Origin of the sequence: Actinobacillus genomosp. 1 (assembly GCF_029774175.1) — a bacterium.
Taxonomy (GTDB): domain Bacteria; phylum Pseudomonadota; class Gammaproteobacteria; order Enterobacterales; family Pasteurellaceae; genus Actinobacillus.
In genome coordinates, this window is record NZ_CP103834.1 from 1,211,115 (window position 1) to 1,237,352 (window position 26,238).

Annotated in this window: 25 protein-coding genes and 1 CRISPR repeat array; of the genes, 18 read left to right on the forward strand and 7 right to left on the reverse strand. The window is 41.2% G+C overall.

What is annotated here, in order from left to right; genetic code table 11:
* Window position 1 precedes the first annotated feature (1 nt).
* The 11 genes from csy3 to NYR63_RS05520 all read left to right on the forward strand — a co-directional run bounded on the left by csy3 (window position 2) and on the right by NYR63_RS05520 (window position 14,575).
* Window positions 2–997 carry a type I-F CRISPR-associated protein Csy3 gene (gene csy3 / locus NYR63_RS05470; RefSeq protein WP_279456598.1) on the forward strand — a complete coding sequence of 332 codons (996 nt, stop codon included), beginning with the start codon at window positions 2–4 and terminating at the stop codon, window positions 995–997.
* A gap of 2 nt (window positions 998–999) precedes the next feature.
* The gene (gene cas6f / locus NYR63_RS05475) at window positions 1,000–1,569 is read left to right on the forward strand and encodes a type I-F CRISPR-associated endoribonuclease Cas6/Csy4 (protein ID WP_279456599.1); all 570 of its coding nucleotides are present in this window, start codon (window positions 1,000–1,002) and stop codon (window positions 1,567–1,569) included.
* A gap of 141 nt (window positions 1,570–1,710) precedes the next feature.
* Window positions 1,711–4,081: a CRISPR direct-repeat array (repeat unit 28 nt; unit sequence CTTCACTGCCGTATAGGCAGCTTAGAAA).
* A gap of 20 nt (window positions 4,082–4,101) precedes the next feature.
* A complete protein-coding gene (gene cas1f, locus NYR63_RS05480) occupies window positions 4,102–5,058 on the forward strand; it encodes a type I-F CRISPR-associated endonuclease Cas1f (protein ID WP_279456600.1) in 957 nt (318 codons plus the stop codon).
* The gene (cas3f, locus tag NYR63_RS05485) at window positions 5,055–8,402 is read left to right on the forward strand and encodes a type I-F CRISPR-associated helicase Cas3f (RefSeq protein WP_279456601.1); all 3,348 of its coding nucleotides are present in this window, start codon (window positions 5,055–5,057) and stop codon (window positions 8,400–8,402) included. Before cas1f ends, cas3f begins: the two co-directional genes overlap by 4 nt.
* A gap of 93 nt (window positions 8,403–8,495) precedes the next feature.
* Window positions 8,496–9,383, forward strand: coding sequence for an NAD(+) kinase (locus NYR63_RS05490; protein WP_279456602.1), 888 nt, complete (start codon window positions 8,496–8,498; stop codon window positions 9,381–9,383).
* A 227-nt stretch (window positions 9,384–9,610) separates the two neighbouring features.
* Window positions 9,611–10,876: a serine hydroxymethyltransferase gene (glyA, locus tag NYR63_RS05495; protein ID WP_279456603.1), complete on the forward strand. Its 1,266-nt coding sequence runs from the start codon at window positions 9,611–9,613 to the stop codon at window positions 10,874–10,876.
* Window positions 10,877–11,031: 155 nt separating this feature from the next.
* Window positions 11,032–11,379: a NirD/YgiW/YdeI family stress tolerance protein gene (locus NYR63_RS05500; RefSeq protein WP_279456604.1), complete on the forward strand. Its 348-nt coding sequence runs from the start codon at window positions 11,032–11,034 to the stop codon at window positions 11,377–11,379.
* A gap of 56 nt (window positions 11,380–11,435) precedes the next feature.
* Window positions 11,436–12,032: a NirD/YgiW/YdeI family stress tolerance protein gene (locus NYR63_RS05505; protein WP_279456605.1), complete on the forward strand. Its 597-nt coding sequence runs from the start codon at window positions 11,436–11,438 to the stop codon at window positions 12,030–12,032.
* A gap of 51 nt (window positions 12,033–12,083) precedes the next feature.
* Window positions 12,084–12,449 carry a YgiW/YdeI family stress tolerance OB fold protein gene (locus NYR63_RS05510; protein WP_279456606.1) on the forward strand — a complete coding sequence of 122 codons (366 nt, stop codon included), beginning with the start codon at window positions 12,084–12,086 and terminating at the stop codon, window positions 12,447–12,449.
* 88 nt (window positions 12,450–12,537) lie between these two features.
* Window positions 12,538–13,203 carry a response regulator gene (locus NYR63_RS05515; protein ID WP_279456607.1) on the forward strand — a complete coding sequence of 222 codons (666 nt, stop codon included), beginning with the start codon at window positions 12,538–12,540 and terminating at the stop codon, window positions 13,201–13,203.
* On the forward strand, window positions 13,196–14,575 hold the full coding sequence (locus NYR63_RS05520) for an ATP-binding protein (RefSeq protein WP_279456608.1): 1,380 nt from the start codon (window positions 13,196–13,198) through the stop codon (window positions 14,573–14,575). The genes NYR63_RS05515 and NYR63_RS05520 overlap by 8 nt, the downstream gene beginning before the upstream one ends.
* Before the next feature lie 50 nt (window positions 14,576–14,625).
* Here the strand turns inward: NYR63_RS05520 and NYR63_RS05525 are convergent, their stop codons facing one another.
* Window positions 14,626–15,186 (reverse strand): YtfJ family protein, encoded by a 561-nt coding sequence (locus NYR63_RS05525; protein WP_279456609.1) that lies wholly within the window; start codon window positions 15,184–15,186, stop codon window positions 14,626–14,628.
* Between the two features lie 192 nt (window positions 15,187–15,378).
* On the opposite strand from NYR63_RS05525, the gene yajC reads away from it, so the two are divergent.
* The 6 genes from yajC (at window position 15,379) to NYR63_RS05555 (ending at window position 21,226) form a co-directional block, all read left to right on the forward strand.
* On the forward strand, window positions 15,379–15,675 hold the full coding sequence (gene yajC / locus NYR63_RS05530) for a preprotein translocase subunit YajC (protein WP_005597904.1): 297 nt from the start codon (window positions 15,379–15,381) through the stop codon (window positions 15,673–15,675).
* Between the two features lie 25 nt (window positions 15,676–15,700).
* Window positions 15,701–17,548 carry a protein translocase subunit SecD gene (gene secD, locus NYR63_RS05535; RefSeq protein ID WP_279456610.1) on the forward strand — a complete coding sequence of 616 codons (1,848 nt, stop codon included), beginning with the start codon at window positions 15,701–15,703 and terminating at the stop codon, window positions 17,546–17,548.
* A 10-nt stretch (window positions 17,549–17,558) separates the two neighbouring features.
* A complete protein-coding gene (gene secF / locus NYR63_RS05540) occupies window positions 17,559–18,533 on the forward strand; it encodes a protein translocase subunit SecF (protein WP_279456611.1) in 975 nt (324 codons plus the stop codon).
* Window positions 18,534–18,682: 149 nt separating this feature from the next.
* A complete protein-coding gene (gene ftnA, locus NYR63_RS05545) occupies window positions 18,683–19,189 on the forward strand; it encodes a non-heme ferritin (protein ID WP_115590534.1) in 507 nt (168 codons plus the stop codon).
* Window positions 19,189–19,686 carry a non-heme ferritin gene (ftnA, locus tag NYR63_RS05550; protein WP_279456612.1) on the forward strand — a complete coding sequence of 166 codons (498 nt, stop codon included), beginning with the start codon at window positions 19,189–19,191 and terminating at the stop codon, window positions 19,684–19,686. The genes ftnA (NYR63_RS05545) and ftnA (NYR63_RS05550) overlap by 1 nt, the downstream gene beginning before the upstream one ends.
* A gap of 238 nt (window positions 19,687–19,924) precedes the next feature.
* A complete protein-coding gene (locus NYR63_RS05555; protein ID WP_279456613.1) occupies window positions 19,925–21,226 on the forward strand; it encodes an NCS2 family permease in 1,302 nt (433 codons plus the stop codon).
* A gap of 56 nt (window positions 21,227–21,282) precedes the next feature.
* Here the strand turns inward: NYR63_RS05555 and NYR63_RS05560 are convergent, their stop codons facing one another.
* Entirely contained in the window at window positions 21,283–21,873 is a 591-nt protein-coding gene (locus NYR63_RS05560) for a Maf family protein (protein ID WP_279456614.1), read from the reverse strand.
* 155 nt (window positions 21,874–22,028) lie between these two features.
* On the opposite strand from NYR63_RS05560, the gene NYR63_RS05565 reads away from it, so the two are divergent.
* Window positions 22,029–22,571, forward strand: coding sequence for a carboxymuconolactone decarboxylase family protein (locus tag NYR63_RS05565; protein WP_115590538.1), 543 nt, complete (start codon window positions 22,029–22,031; stop codon window positions 22,569–22,571).
* Between the two features lie 108 nt (window positions 22,572–22,679).
* Here NYR63_RS05565 and NYR63_RS05570 read toward each other — a convergent pair whose 3' ends face one another.
* The 5 genes from NYR63_RS05570 to NYR63_RS05590 all read right to left on the reverse strand — a co-directional run bounded on the left by NYR63_RS05570 (window position 22,680) and on the right by NYR63_RS05590 (window position 26,168).
* Window positions 22,680–23,573, reverse strand: a complete 894-nt coding sequence (locus NYR63_RS05570; protein WP_279456617.1) for a LysR family transcriptional regulator — start codon at window positions 23,571–23,573, stop codon at window positions 22,680–22,682.
* 63 nt (window positions 23,574–23,636) lie between these two features.
* Window positions 23,637–24,053 carry an ester cyclase gene (locus NYR63_RS05575; protein ID WP_279456619.1) on the reverse strand — a complete coding sequence of 139 codons (417 nt, stop codon included), beginning with the start codon at window positions 24,051–24,053 and terminating at the stop codon, window positions 23,637–23,639.
* Between the two features lie 76 nt (window positions 24,054–24,129).
* On the reverse strand, window positions 24,130–24,960 hold the full coding sequence (locus tag NYR63_RS05580; RefSeq protein ID WP_279456621.1) for a DsbA family protein: 831 nt from the start codon (window positions 24,958–24,960) through the stop codon (window positions 24,130–24,132).
* 33 nt (window positions 24,961–24,993) lie between these two features.
* Window positions 24,994–25,311, reverse strand: a complete 318-nt coding sequence (locus NYR63_RS05585) for a hypothetical protein (RefSeq protein ID WP_279456623.1) — start codon at window positions 25,309–25,311, stop codon at window positions 24,994–24,996.
* A complete protein-coding gene (locus tag NYR63_RS05590) occupies window positions 25,311–26,168 on the reverse strand; it encodes an alpha/beta fold hydrolase (protein WP_279456625.1) in 858 nt (285 codons plus the stop codon). Before NYR63_RS05590 ends, NYR63_RS05585 begins: the two co-directional genes overlap by 1 nt.
* Window positions 26,169–26,238: the final 70 nt, after the last annotated feature.

The window sequence follows — 26,238 nt, forward strand, 5'->3', positions numbered from 1 at the left end:
TATGACAAAATTAACTACTGCATCAGTTCTAGCCTTTGAGCGTAAACTTGATATTTCCGATGCCACTTTTACCCAGAAAAATAGCATGAGTGACGCACCTGAAATTGCGGTTACAATTCGAGAAAAATCGGTAAGAGGGACTATTTCAAATCGCTTAAAAAACGCATTAGCCAATGATCCTGCCAAATTAGACGCTGAAATTGAAAAAGCCAATTTACAGCGCGTTGATGTTGCAACTTTAAATGACGACTACGATACCTTAGTCGCAAGATTTACCTGTAAAGTTTTACCTTTTGAAGGAAAGCCTAATGTTTGTAATGATCCTGAATATCAAGCAAAACTCCTATCGACCATTCAAAATTACTTAACCACTCACGGTATGTCGGAATTAGCCAAAAGATATGCAACTAATTTAGCAAATGCTCGTTGGTTATGGCGTAATCGTATCAGTGCAGAAACTATCCAAGTCAGTATAAAGGTCGCGGATGATGTGATTGTTTTCGAAAATGCCAAACAACTGCCGCTTAACAGTTTTGAACAAGCGGATGAAAAACTTCAAAAAATTGCAAGTTATATTGAAAAAGGTTTAAAAGGCGAAGAATTCATCATTCTGGAAATTGAAGCCCAAGCCAAAATGGGACGTGGTCAAGAAGTATACCCGTCACAAGAATTGGTGTTAGATACCGGTACTCACAAAAGTAAAATTTTGTATGAAATCAATAACAAAGCCGGAATGCATTCACAAAAAATCGGCAATGCGATTCGTACCATTGATACTTGGTATGCAGAAAATGCCCCTTTCCCGATTGCAGCCGAACCTTATGGCGCAGTCACTAATCTTGGTACGGCGTTCCGCCAGCCAAAAGAAAAAATCGATTTCTATACACTATTCGATAACTGGGTATTAAAGGACGTAGCACCGGAACTTGAACAACAGCACTACGTTATTAGCGTATTAATTCGAGGTGGCGTATTTGGCGCAAGCGGTAAGGAATAAATATGAGTGAATTAACACATTACATTGAGCTAAAAGCGATTCCCCAAGTAGATATACTTCAAACGGATGTAATTGCACATAGTTTGCAAATTTTGCATAAATTTCTACCGCTTTATCAAGGCGAAATCGGGTTAGGCTTTCCAGCTTACGGCTTAGGGCGCACGCTTGGTGGAATCATTCGAGTTTTCGGAAATGAGCAACATTGTACCCAAATAAAAACACAATTAATTGGAGAAGGTTTACAAGACTATGTGCTTATTACATCGGTAACACCTGTGCCGGAAGAAATAGTGGAATACTACCGTTACCAAAGGGTACATAGAAAAGGCCAAAGTGCTATTCGCCGTACAGAGAAATTTTTAACTCAACAAGGGAAATGGACTGAAGATGTTCGCAAAGAGATGCTAATACATCAACAGAATCAAAAAACATTTCCCCATGTAAAACTCAAGAGCAGTAGTACTAAGCAGCATTTTGTATTAGCAATACGACAATTTCGTTTAGCAGAACCCGCTTCCGGCTTATTTAACGCATATGGATTAAGCCAAGTAGCAACCGTTCCGCATTTCTAACCCATTTCATAACCCTTTTTTCAAGAGAATTCATTTTTCTTTTAGAAACAAAGGGTTATAAAAACCTTTCAAAAAAGGGATTTTTTGATTAAAAGCTCTTTAACAACTTGGTATATCTGACATTCTAAAGTAAAATAACGACTTCACTGCCGTATAGGCAGCTTAGAAAAAGAGATGGCTTTATACCCCACTCAAGACAACCTTCACTGCCGTATAGGCAGCTTAGAAATTTGAGACAGTTTCTGTGAGTTCAGCAACTTGCTTCACTGCCGTATAGGCAGCTTAGAAAAGTGCGGGCGCTGCCGTCTCGCCACCGTCACGCTTCACTGCCGTATAGGCAGCTTAGAAAAGCCTCGTGGTTTAGTTTAGACAAGCACGATACTTCACTGCCGTATAGGCAGCTTAGAAAAATATAGTTAAAATCAAAATCCCCAACATTTGCTTCACTGCCGTATAGGCAGCTTAGAAATTTTATCAATGGCTTCTTGCTCGCCTTTATTCCTTCACTGCCGTATAGGCAGCTTAGAAATTGTACGGCTAAGCCACCATTACCACTCATTTCTTCACTGCCGTATAGGCAGCTTAGAAAACTTTGTCGTTGCGGCAAAGTCACCGTTAGATCTTCACTGCCGTATAGGCAGCTTAGAAAAAAACGGCAATTTAATTTTAATCATCCTTTGCCTTCACTGCCGTATAGGCAGCTTAGAAAGTTTAGCTCTACGTTATTTGCTTCTTCCACAACTTCACTGCCGTATAGGCAGCTTAGAAAATTTGAGGTAAATAATATGAAAAAATTACTATCTTCACTGCCGTATAGGCAGCTTAGAAACTTTTGGGGTTGTTAATCTGATATACACTGCATCTTCACTGCCGTATAGGCAGCTTAGAAATTCCGACCAATCGTGTAAACATTCATCAATCACTTCACTGCCGTATAGGCAGCTTAGAAAACTAAATCCCAATGCAGACATTCCAGCTTTAACTTCACTGCCGTATAGGCAGCTTAGAAAGGCAACGCTAGGGTGTCCGGCAACGCTGAGGTCTTCACTGCCGTATAGGCAGCTTAGAAAATTAAAGTTAAAGCAAGCAACTTGCTTAACAGCTTCACTGCCGTATAGGCAGCTTAGAAAATTTATAAATACGCCGCGTTAAATCAGTTTGACTTCACTGCCGTATAGGCAGCTTAGAAAACGTTGATAACTACTTGGAAACATTCTCAATTCTTCACTGCCGTATAGGCAGCTTAGAAAGAAAATTGGTTATCATTCATTCGGCGGCCATTCTTCACTGCCGTATAGGCAGCTTAGAAAAAAAATTAGGAACAAGAAGCAAGGCTTGGGAGCCTTCACTGCCGTATAGGCAGCTTAGAAAAGCGTCTGCCTAGCACTGTTATTGAGCAGTTGCTTCACTGCCGTATAGGCAGCTTAGAAACATCAGATCATGTTGATTGGGCAGAAAGAAATCTTCACTGCCGTATAGGCAGCTTAGAAATTGAGATTATCCATTCATTCACATCCTCTTTTCTTCACTGCCGTATAGGCAGCTTAGAAAAAGATTTGGAGACAAGTGAGATCGAGCAACACCTTCACTGCCGTATAGGCAGCTTAGAAAACGATCGTACCAAAGCCATTCAGGCAGAAAGCCTTCACTGCCGTATAGGCAGCTTAGAAAATCACGGGAGTGTGGACAATCTAATTGTTAGTCTTCACTGCCGTATAGGCAGCTTAGAAAAACCTCAAGATGGTTCGTTAAATCTTTTTATCTCTTCACTGCCGTATAGGCAGCTTAGAAATTGCGCACTTTTCATTCTTTCAAGTACAGCCGCTTCACTGCCGTATAGGCAGCTTAGAAAGATAAAAAGTTTGATTAATCCCGACACTTGCCCTTCACTGCCGTATAGGCAGCTTAGAAAAAACCCAAGAGGCTAAGAAAGTGAGTGTTGATCTTCACTGCCGTATAGGCAGCTTAGAAATCGCCCCAAAAGACGTAATGATGTTAAGTTATCTTCACTGCCGTATAGGCAGCTTAGAAAAAATGCGGTTAATCACTTCGGGATAATCGCTACTTCACTGCCGTATAGGCAGCTTAGAAATTGAGAGCGGTTTTGAATGGTAAAACGGAGAGCTTCACTGCCGTATAGGCAGCTTAGAAAACACTCCGAGGAGCGATACACCCACGAGCAAGCTTCACTGCCGTATAGGCAGCTTAGAAATTGTCTTTGTTGGCTTTCTTCCCCTACCGCCTCTTCACTGCCGTATAGGCAGCTTAGAAAAAGAATGCTTTGCTTTGCCTTATTTTTACTGCCTTCACTGCCATATAGGCAGCTTAGAAAAAACGTACCACCACATTTATGTCTGCTGGCATCTTCACTGCCGTATAGGCAGCTTAGAAATAACCGCAGTGCTTGGCGTTTGATTTGCAATTCTTCACTGCCGTATAGGCAGCTTAGAAATGAAAATATTAATTCGTGTTGTCATCAACACGCTTCACTGCCGTATAGGCAGCTAAGCCCATAAAATAGGAGGAAATAATATGAAAAAAACACCTTATATTCCGTCTTCGGATTTAAAAACGATTTTACATTCTAAACGGGCGAATATTTATTACTTAGAACATTGCCGAATATTATTAAACGGTGGACGTGTCGAGTACGTTACCGATAAAGATAATGAATCTCTCTATTGGAATATTCCTATTGCCAATACTATCTGTTTACTATTGGGAAGTGGTACTTCGATAACTCAAGCGGCAATGCGAGAGTTATCAAAAGCAGGGGTTATGGTCGGTTTCTGTAGTGGTGGAGGAACACCGCTATTTAATGGGACGGAAGCGGAAATCGGTTGTGATTTTTTTAGCCCTCAAAGTGAATATCGTCCGGTCGAATATCTACAGCAGTGGTGTCGCTTTTGGTTTGATGATAACAAGCGGTTAAATTCAGCAAAAACTTTGCAATTAGCACGGTTACAATTACTACTTCGAACTTGGAACAAGTTCGATTGGGAATATGCTCAAGATAAATTAACGGCATTAGTACAACATTATCAAGCAGAATTTACTAATGTGAAAGACAGCCAATCACTCTTAGCCGCAGAAGGTCGTTTAACCGCAAAACTATACGCTTTAGCCAACCAAGCGACACTTAATGACGAAAGTTTTAAAAGAGAAAGTGGCAAAGAAGGCGCAAATCAATTTTTAGATCACGGTAATTATTTAGCCTATGGTTTAGGTGCAACGGCTTGCTGGGTGCTCGGTTTACCGCATGGCTTGGCGATATTACACGGGAAAACACGTCGTGGCGGTTTGGTATTTGATGCGGCAGATATTATTAAAGATGCTATTATTCTGCCGCAAGCATTTATTTCCGCACAGAATGGGGATAATGAGAAACAATTCCGCCAAGCTTGTATTAATAACCTTATTCGCTTTGAAGCGCTGGATATTATCATCAATACGCTTAAACAACTTGCTTCTGAAGGTGCCAATATATGAATATCTTATTGATTAGCCAATGCAATAAAAATGCCCTGACCGAAACTAGACGTATATTGGATCAATTTGCCGAACGTTGCGGTGATCGTTGCTGGCAAACCGCCATTACCCAAGCTGGACTAGAAACCCTACATAATATGTTACGTCAAACGGCTCGTAAAAATACGGCGGTTGCTTGTTATTGGACACATGGTAAAAATTTAACCGAATTGCTTTGGATTGTTGGAGATAAAAGTCAATTTAATGCCGAAGGACGTGTACCAACCAATCGTACTCAACGTAATATTTTACGTACTGATGATGAAAATGGCTGGCTAAGCGCATATTCCATTCAAATTTTAACCGCTATTGCGGCATTGCTACATGATATCGGTAAAGCAAATATCGCATTTCAGCAAAAACTAAAACCTAAAGCGAAATTTTTTCCTGATTGTTATCGACATGAGTGGATTTCCGCTCGTTTGTTTGAAGCCATGATTGCCGGCTGCGATACGGATGAACAATGGCTCGCTCGTTTAGCAAATTGGCAAAATTACATTGAAGAGAATCCGGATTGGCTACCGAACCTAACTCTGATTGCGGATAAAAGCGATTATCCGCATAATTTTTCTCATTTTCCACCGCTTGCTAAAGTGGTACTGTGGCTCATTCTTTCACATCATAAATTACCCTTTACCCAAAAAACATTCGGTTATCATAGTGATTATGAACGGGAATTAAGAGAACATTTCATATTTAAAACAGATGTAGAACTATTCTATCGATTTTTAGCACCGGTAGAACATTGGGTAATGAATCAAAGTGAGCATCCTCAACCGGAAAACTTCTGGCAATTTAAAACATTGGTGATGGAAAGCAAAGCTTGGCAAAAAGCCATGCAGCGTTGGGCTAACAAAGCCTTAAACCATGCTCCTTTACGTGAATTATCTCAATTAAACAAAACGATAAATGATCCGTTCTTACTTATTTTGTCACGTTTGTGTTTGATTGTCGGCGACCATAATTATTCTTCTGCTCCGGCGGATCGCCAATTGGGAGACCTTAATTTCTTCGAAAAATTACTTGCGAATACAGATAAAAAAACCAAACAGCCAAAACAAGCACTGGATGAACATTTGCTTGGTGTTTGTAAAACAAGCGCAAGATTTGCCCGCTTGCTCCCAAAACTTGCAAAAGAACTACCGCATATTCAGCAACATCGTCCTTTTACTAAACGTACGAATCTTGATCGCTTTAAATGGCAAAATCGTGCCTTTGAGTTAGCGCGAAGTGTGCAATCGGAAAGCGAACAAGCCGGCTTCTTTGGGGTAAATATGGCGAGTACCGGATGTGGAAAAACACTCGCTAATGCCAAAATTATGTACGGCTTGAGCAATCAGGACGGCGCACGCTTTACTATCGCGCTTGGTTTACGTGTACTTACGCTACAAACAGGTTTAGCACTTCGCCAAAAGCTTATGTTATCACCAGAACAACTTGCGGTTTTAGTCGGCGGTTCGGCAACTAAGCAATTATTTGAGTTACAAAATGAATCGGTACAAAGTGGTAGTGAAAGCGTTCAAGAATGGTTCGAAGGTAATGAAGTTTATGGGATGAATGTCCTTGAAAGTAGCATAGCAGACGAAGAATTTGGCACCCTACTAGCAGATAATAAAGCGAAAAAATTACTCTATGCACCTATCGTAAGTTGTACGTTAGATCATATGATTCAAGCAACGGAAACAATCCGTGGCGGTAAGCATATTGTGCCTCTGCTACGTTTATTGACATCTGATCTGGTATTAGACGAACCCGATGATTTTAGTCAAAGTGATCTACCGGCATTGAGCCGTTTAGTTCATTTGGCGGGAATGTTTGGCAGTAAAGTATTACTCTCCTCGGCAACGCTCACACCGGATCTTATCAGCGGTTTATTTAATGCTTATCAAGCAGGACGTAAGATTTACAATCGTCATCAAGGTATCAACCCTGAGTTACCTATTTGTTGCGCTTGGATTGATGAATATAAACAGCAACAACAAAAATGCGCCACAGTAAAAGAGTTTGAACAGTACCATGCCCAGTTTACGTCATCCCGTGCTGAAAAGTTAATGCAATCGCCTATTCGACATAAAGCGGAAATTATCCAGTTACAGCCCTTTAGCTCCGTAGAAAATCAAGACATTAACTATACGATGCTAGCAGATTCTTTAATTGAACAAGCCATTACCTTACATCAGAGATATGCACAGCAAGATCCTATCTCTAAAAAATATGTCAGCGTGGGGTTAATCCGTTTTGCGAATATCAAGCCAATGATTCCGCTCGTTGAAACCTTATTTAAAACACCTTTAAAGACCCAATTTAGCGACTATAAAATTCATCTATGCTGTTACCATTCTCAACAATTGTTGCTATTACGTTCCAAACTCGAGGAGAAACTCGACAGAATATTAAATCGTAGCGAGCCTGAGGCGCTATTTTCCCAACCGGAAATTATTAGCGCACTCACACAAGACAAAGCCGTTCATCATATTTTTATTGTATTAGGCAGTCCAGTGACCGAAGTCGGGCGAGATCACGATTATGATTGGGCGATTGTTGATCCGTCTTCAATGCGTTCGATTATTCAGCTAGCGGGTCGAGTACGGCGCCATCGCCCTGAAAAAATTGCCACACAGGCGAATATTTTATTGCTACCGACAAACTGGCGAGGCTTACAAACGAAAAATCATGGCTCGGAACCGATATTCTGCCATCCGGGTTTTGAAGATAAACTTAACAAATTAACCAGTCATAAAACGGTAGATTTAATCAAGCAAGAACATTTAGAAAGTATCACCGCGATACCTCGCATTATTAAGCCGTCCCTGCTACAGGCTGAAACCAATTTAGCAGACTTAGAACATAAAGTGATTGGGGATTTATTAAATAACAAAGGTATTAATCGGGTAAACGCTTATTGGCAAGAGAATTTAACGAATAGGTTAAATGCCAATTTGCCACTGATTACGCCTTTTAGAAAAAATGAAGGAAAATGGCAAACAGAAATAGTCTGTTTACCTAGCGAAGAAAGCTACTGGGAATTTATGTTTAAATCCAGCGAGAAAGCATGGGAAAACCCATATTTTGAAAATGATTATTTAGCGGAGATAAGCTATCAAAAACTTAATTGTGAATCACCTTGGATTACACCGTGGCTTACCATACCTTTAAACCAAGCGCTTTCCGAGCTATGCGAACAACTTGATGAAACGGATCAAACTCAAGTGGCACTACGTTTCGCAACGGTTTCTTTGCAACATTACGGAAAAACACTCCCTATTTGGAAATTTAATGAAACATTAGGTTTTTGGCAGCCATAACAAGCGGTCATTTTTTATAAATATTCTGCAAGTCTTTTATACCTGAGCAAAAAAGTATAGAATTCAGCCATTCTTATTTTATGAGTAAAAAAGATGAAATCTGAAGAACGATTTTTTGAATGTATTGCGATTGTCGGTAAACCTCGTCATGAAATTGCGTTGGAAACACATTTAGCGGTTTATAATTGGTTGAAAGATCGTCACTATCGTGTTTTAGTGGAAAAGAGTATCGCGCAGCAATTAAATCTGCCCGAGGCAAGAAGTCTGGAGGAAATCGGGCAACAAGCGAATCTAGTGATTGTGATCGGTGGAGACGGCAATATGCTCGGTATGGCTCGCAGGTTAGCCGAATATCAAGTACCGCTTATCGGTATTAACCGAGGTAACTTAGGTTTTTTAACCGATATTGCCCCACATTCAACCTTCGAACAATTACACAATTGCATTGAACGAGGCGAGTTTGTGATTGAAGAGCGTTTCTTGCTTGAAGCTCGTATTGAACGTAACGGCAAAATTATTGCAACGAATAATGCGCTGAATGAAGTGGTCATTCATCCGACTCAAGTAGCGCGTATTATTGAATTTGAAGTGTATATCGACGGTAAATTCGCATTTTCTCAGCGTTCGGACGGCTTAATTATTAGTACGCCGACCGGTTCTACCGCTTATTCGCTCTCTGCCGGCGGTCCGATTTTAACGCCGAATATGAATGCGATTGCGCTTGTGCCGATGCACCCTCATACGCTTTCTTCCCGCCCTTTGGTCATTGACGGCGACAGCCAGATTTCGTTACGCTTCGCGCAATATAATCAACCGAGCCTAGAAGTCAGCTGCGACGGTCAATATGATTTGCCGTTTACTCCGGAAGACCGAATTATTGTAGAGAAAAGTCCGAATAAATTACGTCTTCTACATTTAAAAGATTATAACTACTTTACCGTACTCGGTTCTAAACTCGGTTGGTCAAGTAAGTTATTTTAAAGATCCTTATCTCAGGCACTCTTTTGAGTGCCTATTTTTTGCAAAAAATGCCAAAAATTCAACCGCTTATTCTTCGATTAATTTTTTTCATTATCTCTATTAATAATATGGCGTTATTTTATCCTAAAAAGATCTATCATCATCGTTAAGAAATGTGTAGAATGCTTGCAACGCAATTTGCGCAAACGTTTGCGCAAATTTATTTTCACCCTACGGAGGACTTCCATATGTTTACAGCAAATATGAATATTCAAGATTACGACCCTATTTTATGGCAGGCAATTGAAGATGAAAATCGCCGTCAAGAAGAACATATTGAGCTTATTGCTTCAGAAAACTATGCAAGCCCTCGAGTGATGCAGGCGCAAGGTTCGCAATTTACTAATAAATATGCCGAAGGTTATCCGGGAAAACGCTATTACGGCGGTTGCGAATATGCGGATATTGTCGAGCAATTAGCGATTGATCGTGCGAAACAGTTATTCGGTGCAGATTATGTAAACGTCCAACCGCATTCGGGCTCTCAAGCGAACGCTGCTGTTTACGGCGCATTAATTCAGCCGAACGATACCATTTTAGGGATGGATTTAGCGCATGGCGGCCATTTAACGCACGGTGCAAAAGTGAGCTTCTCAGGCAAAATTTACAATTCGGTACTCTACGGTATCACTGCCGAAGGTTTAATTGATTATGAAGACGTCCGTCAAAAAGCATTGGAATGTAAACCAAAAATGATCGTAGCCGGCTTTTCCGCTTATTCTCAAATCGTCGATTGGGCGAAAATGCGTGAAATTGCCGATGAAGTCGGTGCCTATTTATTCGTCGATATGGCGCACGTTGCCGGTTTAATTGCGGCAGGCGTTTACCCAAGCCCGCTTCCTTACGCTCACGTTGTTACAACTACAACCCATAAAACTTTAGGCGGTCCGCGCGGCGGTTTAATTCTTTCCGCTTGTGGCGATGAAGAAATTTATAAAAAACTGCAATCTTCGGTTTTCCCGGCAAACCAAGGGGGGCCGTTAGTGCATATTATTGCGGCGAAAGCGGTTTGCTTTAAAGAAGCGCTTGAGCCTGAATATAAAATCTATCAACAAAATGTAGTTAAAAACGCGAAAGCTATGGTAGAAGTATTCAAACAACGCGGCTATGAAGTAATTTCAAACGGTACCGAAAACCACTTATTCTTAGTCAGCTTTGTAAAACAAGGCTTAACCGGTAAAGCGGCGGATGCGGCGTTAGGTCAAGCGAATATCACCGTAAATAAAAACTCCGTGCCGAATGATCCGCAAAAACCGTTTATCACTTCCGGTATTCGCGTCGGTACGCCTGCCGTTACACGTCGCGGTTTTAATCAAGAAGATGTAAAAGCACTTGCCGGTTGGATGTGCGACGTATTGGACAGTATCGGTAAAAACAATCACGAACAAGTGATTGCGGAAACCAAAGCCAAAGTACTTGATATTTGCGCACGCTTACCGGTATATGCCAAATAATATTCTTCATTAACAAATACCAAGCCCCGAAAAAAATAATCGGGGCTTTTTTATAAAAAATTATTTTCTTAAGATTTCTTTAAGATTTGTTTGTTTTAATGTACCCGTCAATAAGGCAATACACTTTTTATTTACTATTCATTTCGGAGCAAACTATGAAGAAATTTTTAACTTTAACCACGCTATTAACCGTCTCAACTACAGCTTTAGCGGGCTTTAACGCCGGCAATACCGAGCCGGTAAAAGCGGTGAATACTATCGCTCAAGCGAAAAAAGCGACTGAAAATACGCCGGTTACTCTCACAGGCAATATTACTCGTCAAATAGATAATGATGAGTTCTTCTTTAAAGATGCAACCGGTGAAATAAAAATTGATGTTGAAGATCACGCTTGGCAGAATCAAAACGTGACGCCAAAAGATAAAATCACGATTTACGGAAAAGTTGATAAAGACGCTCAAGGCCCGGCAAGCATTGATGTAGATCGTATCCAAAAACGTTAAGTTTTACTCCGCCAGTATATGGCAAACAATTACTCACTTAATTTGGGAGCTTAATTATGAAAAAATTAATGACATTCGCCTCTATTTTCGCCCTTTCTTCTATGGCTTTCACTTCAGTTGCCAATGCGGAAGAAGCTACTGCGCAAGGGCAAACTAATGAACCAACCGAAGTCCAAGCGGTATCGGAAAATGCCGCTCCGGTAATGGGACAACAAGCGGTTGAATTTACTCGAAAAGCTGCGGATCAAATGATGCAAGGACAAGCTCGCGGGCAGAACTTTCATTCTTTCCATCACAACGGCAAACATCCGCACGATATGATGAAAATGATGGCATATCATCACCCGCATTATTTCGGCGGCTATAAACCTCAAGGGTTTATTGACCAAAATGCGGTGGCTAAAGATGCAAAAACAGCCTTAGACGCAAAAGATCGTTCGTTTGTAAGCCTAGAAGGTTCGATTTCCAAACAAGTAAACGATACCGAATACACTTTTGTCGATAGTACCGGTCAAATCAAAATTGAAGTACCGCCAAGTTTATGGCGAGGCTTATCGGTAGGCCCTCAAGATAAAATCCGTATTGACGGTATTTTAGATAAACAATGGGAACAACCCGAAATTAAAGTGAAAAACATCACAAAAGCTAAATAAGTTTAATCATTTTATCTCTTTTTAAAATCAGCATATTAAGGAATGCAATTTATGAAAAAAATCTTAGTATTAACCACTCTTGCTACGGCAACCTTATTAGCCGCTTGTTCTACGAAAAATGAAACGGTTCAAAATCAAACTTTCGGTGGCAATGCGACAAATGCGGTCACTATCGCACAAGCAAAATCATTGCATGATGACAGCCGTGTTGTGTTACAAGGCAAAATCCAACGCCAAGTGGACGGTGACGAATACATTTTTGCCGACAGTACCGGTAATATTAAAATCGAAATTGATGACCATGTATGGAAAGGTTTAGATGTAACACCGAATGATACTATTCGTATTCAAGGTAAATTGGATAAAGAAACTTTTGACTCGTCTATTGATGTTTATAGCGTAGAAAAAGTACAATAATTTTTATCTATTATCGTTTATACAAGCGGTCGAATTTTGCAAAATTTTAGCAAATTTAGACCGCTTGTTTGCTTTATCGGACACAAATATGCGTATTCTACTGATTGAAGATGACAAACTTATCGGTGACGGCTTAAAGCTGGGACTAACCAAACAAAATTTTGTCGTTGATTGGTTCCAAGACGGCAAACTAGGCTTTGAAGCCCTGTTCTCTACCGAATATGATGCGGTCGTGTTAGATCTCACTTTGCCTAAAATGGACGGCTTAGTTATTCTGAAAAATTGGCGTAAAGAAAATCTGGATATTCCGGTTTTAATCTTAACCGCAAGAGATACGTTAGACGAAAGAATATTGGGATTTAATTCCGGAGCGGACGATTATCTCTGTAAACCGTTTGCATTAATGGAAGTGGTCGTCCGTTTACAAGCCCTAATTCGCCGCCGTTATAAACAAAGTTCAAGCGAAATTACCATCGGTGATCTGACTATCGACAGCAGTACCCATAAAGTCACCCTTGCCGCTAAAGAGATCAACTTAACCTCGAAAGAATTTCAATTATTGTTACTGTTTGCCAGCAATAAAGATCGTGTACTGGCGCGTTCCGTTATTGAAGAAAAACTATATAGTTGGGATAACGATGTCAGCAGTAACGCACTGGAAGTTTATATCCATAATTTACGTAAAAAGCTCGGTAAAGAATGGATAAAAACCGTACACGGCATAGGTTATAAAATAGGAAATTCAGATGCTTAAACGCTTTGCTAACAATAGTTTACGTTTTAGGTTAATCGTTATTTTATCCGGCATTAGCTTGCTGATCTGGTTTACCGCAACGGCGATAGAATGGTTTAAATTTCGTGAAGAAATGAATAAGCAATTCGATACGCAACAAGTTTTATTTGCGGAAAAGCTTGCCTCTTCAAACATTATGCAAGGCTTTCATGAAATTCGCCCTCATCATCGTCGTAACGTCCATCATCAAAAACATATCAATGATGACGCTTTAGCATTTGCGGTCTTTACCGAGCGAGGCGATCCTATTTTTAATGACGGTCGAGACGGGCAATTTATTGAATTTGCCCCGCATCGAGGTTTCAAAAACATCCGTTTAATTGAACACGATGACGAAGAGGCCGAAGTCGATCAATGGCGTATTTTTTGGTTGAAACACCGCGATCTGTATATTGCGGTCGGGCAAGAAATTGATTATCGCAATGAAATCATCAATGATGTAATGGCATCCAAATTTTGGGGTGGTTTTATCGCACTACCGCTTCTGATTTTGGCTATTTGGTTTATTGTCACTAGAGAATTAGCGTCTTTGCGTTCATTACAAAAACAGGTGTTAAAGCGCAAACCGGATGAAACTACACCGATTCGAACGACGGATTTACCTAAAGAGATTCAACCGCTTGTACAAAGTTTGAATCGCTATTTTACACGTACGCAAACAATGTTAAGCCGAGAACGACGTTTTACCTCCGATGCGGCGCATGAATTACGCAGCCCGTTAGCCGGTTTACGTATTCAAACGGAAATTGCTCAAATGACGCTTGACGATCCCGATACGCATTTAACCGCCTTAAATAATTTAACCAACGGCATTGATCGTATTGCACAGCTGATAGAACAATTACTCACCCTCTCTCGTTTGGAAAATTTAGAACAGCTTGATGAGCTTGAACCGATTAATTGGCAGACATTAATTGAACAAAACGTCAGCCAACTTTATGCACAAGCGGAAAACAAGCGGTCGGAAATCAGCGTAGATTTGCAAAGCCTACCGCAAAACCAACAAGGGAAGCCTTTATTGCTGAATTTGATCTTGCGAAACCTAATTGATAATGCGATTAGCTATACGCCGGAAGGCAGTAAAATCAAGCTGACGCTGACCTCAAACGGTTTAACGATTGAAGACGACGGTTACGGAGTAAGCGATGAAGATTTGCATAAACTCGGACAGCCGTTTTATCGGCCGGTTGATCGCCCGGTTCAATCCGATAAAGATGAAAAAGGCAGCGGCTTAGGAATTTCGATTATTAAAAGGATTGTTGAATTACACGGTTTTTCGATGAAACTTAGCCGTAGCGAAATGGGCGGTTTAAAAGTAGAAATTCTTTTTTAATCATATCAAAGCGAAAAAGACGAAGTTTTCCACTTCGTCTTTTTTCTGAGTTATTGTGCAATAAGCGTATGAATTAAAGCGATCACCTGTTGAATTTGATTAGCGGATAATTTACCTTCAGCAACAAATTGGACTTTGCCGTTTTTATCCAATACGGCAATGAAACTATCTTTAGCCTTAAGTCCCCACGCATTTTTTACACTGCCCTGTTGATCCAACACCACTTGGCTATGCGGATTTTCTAATTTTCCGTCTTCTGCACTACTTTTTACAAAGGCACCGGTAGCGACAATCGCATCATCGGCATTAATAATTGAAGTCGTTTGGTATTTGCTGCGATCAAAATTTGCCGCCTTAATCGCATTAATTAACGCCTCATTCTTCTCTTTTGCCGAGCTTCTGCCGGCAAAATGATGTACTACACGAACTTTTCCCGCCAAGCCGTCACTTGTCCATACTTTATAAGTAACCGTTTTACCTTTTGCTAGCAGCTCGCCGTCCTTACTCACATTTACCGTAGGCAAAGCGGCATTAAGTTGAACTTGATGAGCAAAAGCCGAATTTGCAAAAAATAAGCCTAAAACGACCGCTAGTTGAGTAATTTTTGTCACAATTTCTCCTTGAAATGAATTGAATGATGAAAAATAAGGGTAAGATTGTGATCTTACGTTAAAAGTAACGCAATGGCATTAAATTTTCTTCTCGTTAAATAAACGATTTTATGCTATTTTAAGCACCAATTTTCCCATTCAAACGGGAATTTTATCTTTTCAACACTAACTTATTGATTTTAAGGAGCTTTTATGCAACAAGGCGGCGGATTAGAAATGATCGTAATTTTAGCGGTTTTCGGTCTTATTTTTTACTTTATGATTTATCGCCCACAAGCGAAACGCCAAAAACAACAACGTGATTTACTTTCTAACCTTGCAAAAGGTGACGAAGTATTAACAAACGGCGGCTTGATCGGTCGTATCACTAAAGTAAGTGCGGAAAACGAAAATATCGTGATCGCATTAAACGATACGACTGAAGTTGTAATTTCTCGTAACTATGTTGTTGCGGTATTACCAAAAGGTCAAATGAAAGCCCTTTCTTAATTTTCCTATCATTAGGGGACTAATTGTGTTAAATCGTTTCCCATTATGGAAGAACCTGATGATTATTATCATTGTACTCATCGGGGGCTTATACGCTCTTCCTAACCTATACGGCGAAGATCCATCGGTTCAAATTTCCGGAACTCGTGGTCAGCAAGCAACGAGCGAAACACTCGTTCAAGTACAGGGAACCTTGTCATCAATGAATATTACCCCAAAATCAGCCGTTCTCGAGAACGGCTCGATTTTAGTGCGTTTAGAAAATGATGAACAACAATTACCTGCCAAAGAAAAAATTTCCGAAGTATTAGGCGATAAATTTTCTGTTGCGTTAAACCTTGCGCCGGCAACACCTGCATGGCTAACCGATATCGGCGGCAGCCCGATGAAACGAGGTTTGGACTTACGCGGCGGTGTTCGCTTCCTGATGGAAGTGGATATGAATACGGCATTAGCCAAACAGCAAGAAAATCTACAAGACAGCCTACGTACGGAACTTCGTAAAGAAAAACTCCAATATAAAGCGGTTAAAAAAGGCGAAAATTTTGCAACGGTAATTGAATTCGCCGACAGTGAAACCGCCGATAAAGCGATACGCTATATCCGTCGTGTTCATACTTCTCTTGAAGCCGCATCGATTAGCCCGACTGAGGTTTCATTCAGCCCGTCGGAAAGCGGACTTGCCACCTCACGCGATACGGCGATTGAACAAAACTTATCCATCTTACGTAAGCGTGTGGAAGAACTCGGCGTATCGGAGCCGACTATCCAGCGTCAAGGTGCGGATCGTATCGTGGTTGAATTACCGGGTGTGCAAGACACCGCTCGTGCCAAAGAACTTCTCGGTGCAACGGCAACGCTTGAATTCCGTTTAGTAAATGCGGAAGCCAGCCCGGAATCTGCAGCCAGAGGTATTGTACCGGCGGATTCCGAAATTCAATATACGCGTGACGGAAACCCCGTCGTGCTACGTCGTAAACCGTCTTTAGGCGGTGAGCATATTATTGATGCGACCTCCGGTAAAGACGAACGAGGCTTACCGCAAGTAAGCATCAATCTTGATGCGGAAGGCGGTACGATGATGGCGGATATTACCAAAAGTGCGGTAGGCAAACCGATGGCGACGCTTTACAGCGAATTTAAAGATTCCGGCCGTAAAGACGCTAACGGTAAAGTGATTTTAGAAAAACACGAAGAAGTGATTAACGTCGCAACCATCAACTCACGCCTTGGCAGCCAATTCCAAATTACCGGTATCGATTCGCCGGCAGAAGCGCAAAACCTTGCGGTTCTGTTACGTTCGGGTGCATTAATTGCGCCAATTGTGATTGTAGAAGAACGTACTATCGGTGCTTCGTTAGGTGCGGATAACGTTGCTAAAGGGATGGAAGCGGGCATGTACGGTTTAGTTCTAACCATCGCATTCTGTTTAATTTACTACAAAATGTTCGGAATGTTTGCGGCAGCGGCTCTGACGGTAAATATGGTGCTGACCATCGGTTTAATGTCATTAATCGGTGCAACGCTGACGATGCCGGGGATCGCCGGTATCGTACTTGCGGTAGGTATGTCGGTGGATGCCAACGTATTGATTTACGAACGTATTAAAGAAGAGTTACGTAACGGTCGTTCGGTACAACAAGCTATCCACGAAGGTTATAACGGTGCGTTTACCTCAATCTTCGACTCGAACTTAACGACGGTATTAACCTCTTTAGTATTATACGCAGTAGGTACGGGGCCGGTAAAAGGCTTTGCAATCACGCTTGCACTTGGGGTAATGATTTCAATGTTTACCGCAATTACCGGTACTCGTATGCTCGTAAACTGGGTATACGGCGGCAATAAACGTGTGAAAAAACTTTGGATTTAAGGTGAAATAAATGGCAACTATGCAAAAAGAAAAAGATGCGTCGGAAATCAAGCTGCCGTATAAGCTCATTCCATTTATGAAATATCGTTATGTCGGTTTCGTATTTTCATTAATCGTAAGCGCATTATGTATTTTCTCTATCGTGACCAAAGGCTTTAACTGGGGATTGGATTTTACCGGCGGTACGGTAATTGAAACCACCTTCTCACAACCTGCCGATTTAGGCAAGGTACGCGGTTTATTGGAACAAAACGGTTATGGTAATGCGTTAGTGCAAACAACCGGCAGCCAAAAAGAGTTGATGATTCGTTTACCGGCATCTGCCGGCGATATGTCGTTAGGCAATAAAATTATGGATATGGTCCATAAGGATCTTGATGCCGGAGCAACGATTAAAAGCGTTGAGTTCGTCGGACCGAACGTTGGGGAAGAACTGACTCAAGGTGCGATTTGGGCAACCCTCGCCACGCTTGGAATGTTGTTACTTTATGTCGGTACTCGTTTTGAAATTCGTTTGGCAATAGGCGGGGTTCTGGCATTATTCCACGATGTATTGGTAACCGTCGGTATTTTCTCATTCTTACAGATTGAAATTGACCTGACTTTCGTCGCGGCAATTCTTTCCGTAGTCGGTTATTCGTTAAACGACTCTATCGTGGTATTTGACCGTGTACGTGAGAACTTCAGTAAAATTCGTCGAGTAACCTCCCAAGAAGTAATTGATATTTCGTTAAGTCAAACACTTTCAAGAACTTTAATGACCTCGGTAACCACTTTATTTGTTGTCGCAGCGTTATTCTGGTTCGGCGGCCCGACAATTCACAGCTTCTCGCTTGCCTTGTTAATCGGTATCGGTTTCGGTACTTATTCATCGATTTATATTGCGATCGGTGTGGCATTACAACTGGGCTTAAATCGTGAACATATGGTTAAACCGGTAGTGGAAAAAGAAGGTGCCGATCAACAAGCGTTTATTGATCATTAATAGATAGTTTTTTATTAAATTATCGTATATAATCAATACAATATATCAAAGGGGTGGAAGTTTTTCCGCCCCTTTGTCGTATCCGGATTTCGTAATGAAATTAGCTCTCATTATTTAACAAATTTTTAATATTGAATTAGAGGTAAAACATGTTACAGCAAAAGATCATTGATCAACTCAATGAACAAATTAACCTGGAGTTCTACTCTTCAAATGTTTATTTACAGATGTCGGCATGGTGTTCAAAAAACGGTTTTGCCGGTGCGGCAAAATTCTTGCTTCGCCATGCGGACGAAGAATTAGAGCATATGCAAAAATTATTCGACTATGTGAGTGAAACCGGCGGTTTACCGTTACTCGGTAAAATCGATGCACCTCGTAAAGAATACGCTTCGTTAAAAGAATTATTTGACGAAGTGCTAGCGCATGAAAAACACGTCACGGCAAAAATTAATGAATTAGTAGAAGTAACATTTGCCGCAAAAGATTATTCAACCTTTAACTTCTTACAATGGTACGTAGCGGAACAGCACGAAGAAGAGAAATTATTCGGTGAGATTTTAGATAAATTCGCAGTGGCGGGCGAAGGCAATAAATCACTCTACTTCATCGATAAAGACTTAGAAACCTTAGATCACGAACAAGGAGAAGCATAATGTTATCACCGGCAATCATCAAACAATTAAACGACCAATTAAACTTAGAATTTTATTCTTCAAACGTTTATCTACAAATGTCGGCATGGGCGGATAATAACGGCTTCCCGGGTGCGGCGAAATTCTTAAAAGCGCACGCTACCGAAGAAATGGAACATATGCGCCGCTTATTCACTTATTTAAACGAAACCGGTTCATTAGCGGAAATTTATGCGATTGAAGCACCGAAAGCCGAATATGATTCGTTAAAATCTTTATTTGAAATCGTATTGGAACACGAAAAACACGTCACCGCTTCAATCAATAAATTAGTGGAAGTGACTTTCGACGCTAAAGATTATTCATCATTTAACTTCTTACAATGGTATGTTGCCGAACAGCACGAAGAAGAATTCTTATTTAATTCGATTTTAAATAAATTCAAACTGTTAGGTGAAGACGGCAAAGCGTTGTACTACATCGATAAAGATTTGGAACAACTTGCAGCAACGCACTAATCTAGCCTTTACAAGCGGTCAAATTTCCCTAAAATTTTGCAACTTATGACCACAGAATACACGGACTTCACAAAAATTGTTTTAGTGAAGTCCGTTCTTTTTAAGAAAGATTTGCAAATCTTAAAGAAAATCAGACCGCTTATTTATTGTATTTTATGCAAACGTTTGCTTATCAGGTCTGACTTCGGTAAAATTCTCCCCTTAAAATTTTATTCTATCTATTTGAGGTTCTCATTTTATGTCTTTGTTTCAATTTGAAGAACGTGGTACAAACACCCGCCAAGAAATTATTGCGGGCTTAACCACATTCTTAGCTATGGTGTACTCGGTAATTGTTGTGCCGGGTATGTTAAGCCAAGCAGGTTTTCCAGCTGAATCAGTATTTATCGCAACCTGTTTAGTGTCGGGTTTAGGTTCAATTTTAATCGGCTTATGGGCAAATGCACCAATGGCGATCGGCTGTGCGATTTCTTTAACCGCATTTACCGCATTCAGTTTAGTGCTTGGTCAAGGTATCTCGATTCCGGTGGCACTTGGTGCAATTTTCTTAATGGGGGTATTATTCACACTCATTTCGGTAACCGGCATCCGTGCGTGGATTTTACGTAACCTGCCGGCAAGCATTGCACACGGAGCAGGTATCGGTATCGGTTTATTTTTACTGTTAATCGCAGCGAACGGCGTGGGCTTAGTGGTTGGCAATCAAGCCGGTTTACCGGTAAAAATGGGCGATTTCACCTCATTCCCGGTCATTATGGCGTTACTTGGCTTAGCGGCGATTATCGGCTTAGAGCGTTTAAAAGTGAAAGGCAGCATTTTATGGGTAATTATTGCGATCACCATCATCGGTTTAGTGTTTGATCCGAACGTAAAATATGCCGGTTTCTTCAAAATGCCTAGCTTCGGAGAAAATTCTCAATTCTTAAATCTTGATGTAATGGGTGCATTAAATACTGCAATTTTACCTGTCGTATTTGCATTAGTGATGACTGCTATCTTTGATGCAACCGGTACGATTCGTGCGGTAGCGGGTCAAGCGAATTTATTAGATAAAGACGGTCAAATTATTAACGGCGATAAAGCCTTAACCTCTGACTCATTAGGCTCCGTGCTTTCAGGTTTATTCGGTACGGCACCGGCAGCGGTTTATATTGAATCGGCGGCAGGTACAGCGGTTGGCGGTAAAACCGGTTTAACCGCAGTCGTTGTCGGTATCGGTTTCTTATTAATGTTATTTTTCCAACCGCTTGCGTTCTTAGTACCGGGTTATGCGACAGCTCCGGCATTAATGTACGTCGGTTTATTAATGTTAAGTAACGTTTCAAAATTAGATTTCGATGATTTCGTCGGCGCAATGTCAGGCTTAGTATGTGCGGTATTTATCGTATTAACCGCTAATATCGTAACCGGTATTATGCTTGGTTTTGCCGCATTAGTGATCGGTCGTATCATTTCGGGTGAATTCAAAAAACTCAACGTCGGTACGGTAATCATTGCGATTGCGTTAGTAGCTTTCTACGCATTTGAATTAGCAATCTAATCTCAAAAAAAGACCGCTTGTAAGCCTATAACGTGGCAAACAAGCGGTCTAATCTTTTAAAAAATTTGCAAATCAAATTGCTTTAATAATTCGGCAGTTTCAAATACCGGTAGCCCCATCACACCGGTAAAGCTTCCCGATAACCGCTCGACAAATACCCCGCCAAACTGCTGAATACCGTAAGCACCGGCTTTATCCATCGGCTCACCCGTCGCAATATAAGCGTAAATTTCAGCATCGGTTAATCTTCTAAAACTCACTTCACTGGTATGCAGACATTCCACTTGCTTGCCTCGATAACTAATACAAACGGCAGTAAATACTTGGTGCGTCCTGCCCGATAACATTTTTAGCATTGCAAAAGCGTCTTGTTCGTCTTTCGGTTTACCGAGAATTTTGCCGTCAATCGAAACAGTGGTATCAGCCGTCAGTATCGGGTGTTCTGCAAGATTTTCTGCAATTCTGACCGCTTGTGCCGCTTGGTTCTTCTGTTTAGCAATTCGTAGGCAATACTCATCTGCTTTTTCATTTACTTGCGGCGATTCATCAATTTCACTTGATAAACGAAGTAAATCCAAGCCTAAATTTTTTAACAATTCCCATCGGCGCGGGCTGTTTGAAGCAAGGTAAATTTGTTTATTACTCATTCGCGTCTATTCTCTTTTCTCATTTCTTACAGAACTTTTAGTTATATAAAATAGGTATTTATAGCGATAAAACGGTTAAAAATACTTTGCAGATCTATTAAATCAACCGTTATCATTAAGTTAAATAGATTACTCTTTATAAGGAAAGCATATATATGTCAAAATTTCAAATTCATACGATTGAAACCGCACCGGAAGCGTCACAAGAAGCATTAAAAGCGGTAAAACAAGCAAACGGCTTTATTCCAAACCTAATCGGCGTATTAGCGAATGCACCGACCGCATTAGAAACTTACCGTACCGTCAGCGGTATTAACGGTCGCAACAGCTTAACACCGCTTGAGCGTGAAGTGGTACAAATTACTGCGGCAATCGTAAACGGCTGCGGATTCTGTGTTGCCGGCCATACCAAAATTGCTTTAAAAGCGTTAAACGCACCGAAAGAAATCGTTGATCAAATTCGTGCAACCGCACGCATCTCAGATCCGAAATTAGATACATTAGCTCGTTTCACGCTTGCAGTAATGCTACAAAAAGCAAAATTAACCGAAGCACAATTGAATGAATTCTTTGCTGCCGGTTATAACCAACAAAGTGCAATTGAAGTGATTTTAGGTGTGAGTTTAGCGACATTATGTAACTACGCAAATAATATCGCCGAAACACCGATTAATCCTGAATTACAAGACTTTGCATAGTCTTCATAAGGTGCGCAATGTCGCACCTTTTTCTTTTCTATTTCTAACCAAACGCCTCAACTAAAAAGCAAAGCAATGATCTGCTCGATCATTAGTTTGAGCGGCAGGTTATTCATTCCACGCTAATGTCATTAGCCATTCAATTAACACCGCCAAACGCTTTGGAATAAATTGGCGTTGAGGGTAAATAATCCAAAGAGGACGAGTTGGGGTTTGTAGCTCCGTTAAAATCGGTACAAGCTCGCCACGTTCTAAATAAGGGCGAAGCATCAGATCTGGCATTTGCACAATGCCAAGCCCTGAAAGAACAGCAAATAATAGGGCGTTTGAGTCATTTACTTGTGTAGCGTGGGTGTTTTTAAATTGTTCAACTTCCTCTGACTGCTCAAGAAATTTCCACGGCATAATTTTCCCCTGCTGACCTGAAACATAATGCACAACGTGATGTTGTGCTAAATCTGCTAAAGTTTCAGGTGTGCCGTGTTGGGCAAGATAACTTGGCGAGGCACAAGTTTGCATTGCCACATTGGCTAAACGGCGGGCGATATAGCTGGCATCAGCCAGCTCGCCTAATCGAAGGGTGCAATCTAAACCGTCATTAACTAAGTTACTCAACTGATCGCTTACCGTGATCACCAGCTGGATTTCTGGATACAGGCGTTGAAAGTCGGACAATTTAGCAATCACAAAAGGGGCGACAACAGTCGGCATTTCAATGCGTAATTTGCCTTTTGCCTGCTGGCTCACGCCTGATAAATCCTGAAATGTTTCTTCCAACTCGGCTAATAAAAATTGCGCTTTTTCATAAAAGGCTTCGCCTTCTGCGGTTAATTTTAGGCTACGAGTGGTGCGGTTAAGCAGACGTAAACCAAGCTGATTTTCCAAATACTTCACGGCTTTGGAAACCGCTGAAACGTGTAAATTTAGCTGATCTGCCGCTTTGGAAAAACTGCCTGTTTCCACCACGTGAGTAAAAACTTGTAAGGTTTGGATTCTGTCCATTTTGTGTTCTCTTTTGCAAAAAAATTACAAATTCTGACCGCTTATATGTAAATATTTTGCACTTTATGATAACAACCCAATCGCACGCACAATGCCAATCATTCCTTCTGCCGCAATGTCGCTAATAATTTTGCCTTGGGGATTGAATGTATAAAAATTCATTACGCTAATCGAAAAATGTTTACCCGTGGAGGGAACGCCCATAAATTCGTGCTGATGGGTGCCACTACAAGTCCAACGCACCGCAATTTTGTGATCTTGAACAATCGTTTCTTCCTTTTTCCATTGCACATCTGGAAAACTCGCTCGCATTAAATTCACTACCGCCAAAAAGCCAGTTGCGCCATAAAGAGGAGCAGGCGAAACGGGCGTGTAAAAAGGGGCGGTTTCATCGACTAATTCATTTAATAACTTTTCATCTGCGGTGTTAATTGCCGTTTCTAAACGGGTAATTAGGGCATTAAGATCCAATTGGGACATAACAACTCCTTAAAATAATGGATTTAGTGTTTAGGCATTATCTAAAAATTTATAAACTGATACAACTTTTTATCCCCTATACAAATGATGCCTGTAAAAACCACCCATTCAACCATTCCATTTCCCCGCGCTTTTCAAACTCTGTCAAGACTGACCGCACTTCTGCTTCACTAACATTGAAAGCATATTGCAACTCAATGAGCGAAATCACAGGGTGCTTAGCGAGTAATGCCGAGAGCGTTTCTTGAGTGAATTTAAGGGCTTGAGGTTGCAATTTGCCGTCTGAAATTTGGCGGATAATTTGCGTAAATTGAGCGAAATGCAACACGCCATTTGCCAATAGCTTTTTCCCTTCAAATTCAAATAGATAGGCAGGCAAACCACGTACGCCTAAGCGATCTTTCAACGCAAAATCCTGTTCTAATTGTGCTTGGGCTGAACCGTCTTGAAAATGGCGTAAAAACAGCGATTCATCAATGCCAACCGCTCGCACTACCTCTAAAATCACGCTTAAATCATTGGTTGGGCGAACTTCCACAATGGTGGCGTATCGCAAGCGGTATAAAAAAGCGTCCGCTTTGCAACTCTCCGCCAACTGTGCCGCTTTGTATGCCAAATTTAACGGCAGGGACGAGGGGCGTTCAGCGGTAAACAAATTGAGATTCGGCATTGAAATCGGTAAGCCTGAAATCGCCTGTTCCGCCTCGTAAATTCGAGCAAGGCGGGCGTTATATTCGGCTAGGGTTTCATTCGGCAGTAGCCAGTCAGCGACATTTCTCACCAAACCGCCCATTACATAGGCAAATTGAAGTTGATTGGGAAAATGGGTTTCCAACTGGCGTAAAAACGGCTCGCTTTCGTAGGAAAGTCCCATCATCGGATCGGTAAAGACAGTTATTTTCAGCATATTTTGTTACTCAAGATAAAACCCATTCACGCCCTACGCCTGAATGTTGTCAAATTGGATATACACATTTTCGGGTGGAATCGGCAAAATTTCTGCCACTTGTTGCGTGAGCATCGCCGTCAATTCAGGGTAGCCCAAATGTTGTGGGTCGGCGAACAAACTCAACTTGATAAACGCCATTGCTGGCTGACCGCCACGAAGCCACATTCGGGCGTTGTCTTGCAATTCCATCATCAACACTGCCTCCGATTTATTTGGCACTAATGCAATCGCCTTGCCGAAAGCGGTTTTTAGCTTAACTTCTTGTTCTAGCGAAATAGCGACGTTCGTCTTTAAAAATAGAAATGGCATTAAATCCCCCAAGTTGTCAGCAGATCACGGATTTTATCCGCCAGTTCTTGCTCTTTTTGCTGATAAGTATGCCCCGTGTTTTCGATAAAAATCAGCTCGTTTGCTTGGCTATTCGTGAAGTGAGCGTTGATATTGCGTAAAAAACCACTTGGATCGCCGTAAGTAAAACGGTCAAGCGTACCGATTAACAAAGCCCCAGAATGAGAAATTTTTTCCACTTGAGAAAAATCACCATCCGTTTCCACGTGGACATTATTCAGCAACGGGCTATACAGCCATTGATAGGTGGTATCCGCCGTGGCAGGCAACCAGCCAAATAGCTCAAAAGGGAGTAATTTTTGCCCTTGACCCTTTTCGACCATTTGGCGAATGTAGGCACGCTCAGGCTCACCGACAAAATTAGTTAAATGGGTAACATTAGCGGGGCTGAGTAACAGAAATTTGCTCACTCGTGGATCTTGCGTTTCACTCAAATAATAGATAACTTTGTTCGCCCCAAGCGAATGTCCTGCCAGCACGATATTTTCATAGCCTTGCTGTTCGGCAAAATCAAGGTAAGCGGTCAAATCTTCAATGGTTTTTGCAAAATCTTCATTGAACGACCCGATAATTTCAGGTTCGTTGGTTAAGGCGTTCACTTCTTGCATTTTGCCGAATGCATTGCGAGTTTGTGCATAAAGAAAATCCCCCCCCGCTTTGCTCAGCGTTTCACCAATGTTGTAATAAAACGGATTGGAATAAAAGTTACCGTGAATACCTGTAATCGCAATAACCACCGTTTTCGCTTGGGTTTCAGCAGGGAACAGCACACCGTGCAATACCGTACCTGATTGAGTGGCGATATTAAGTTCTTTCATTTTCTTGTCCTAAAATAATTTAAGTACGGTCAATTATAGGGATTTATTTTTGATTAAAAAGCAATGAAAA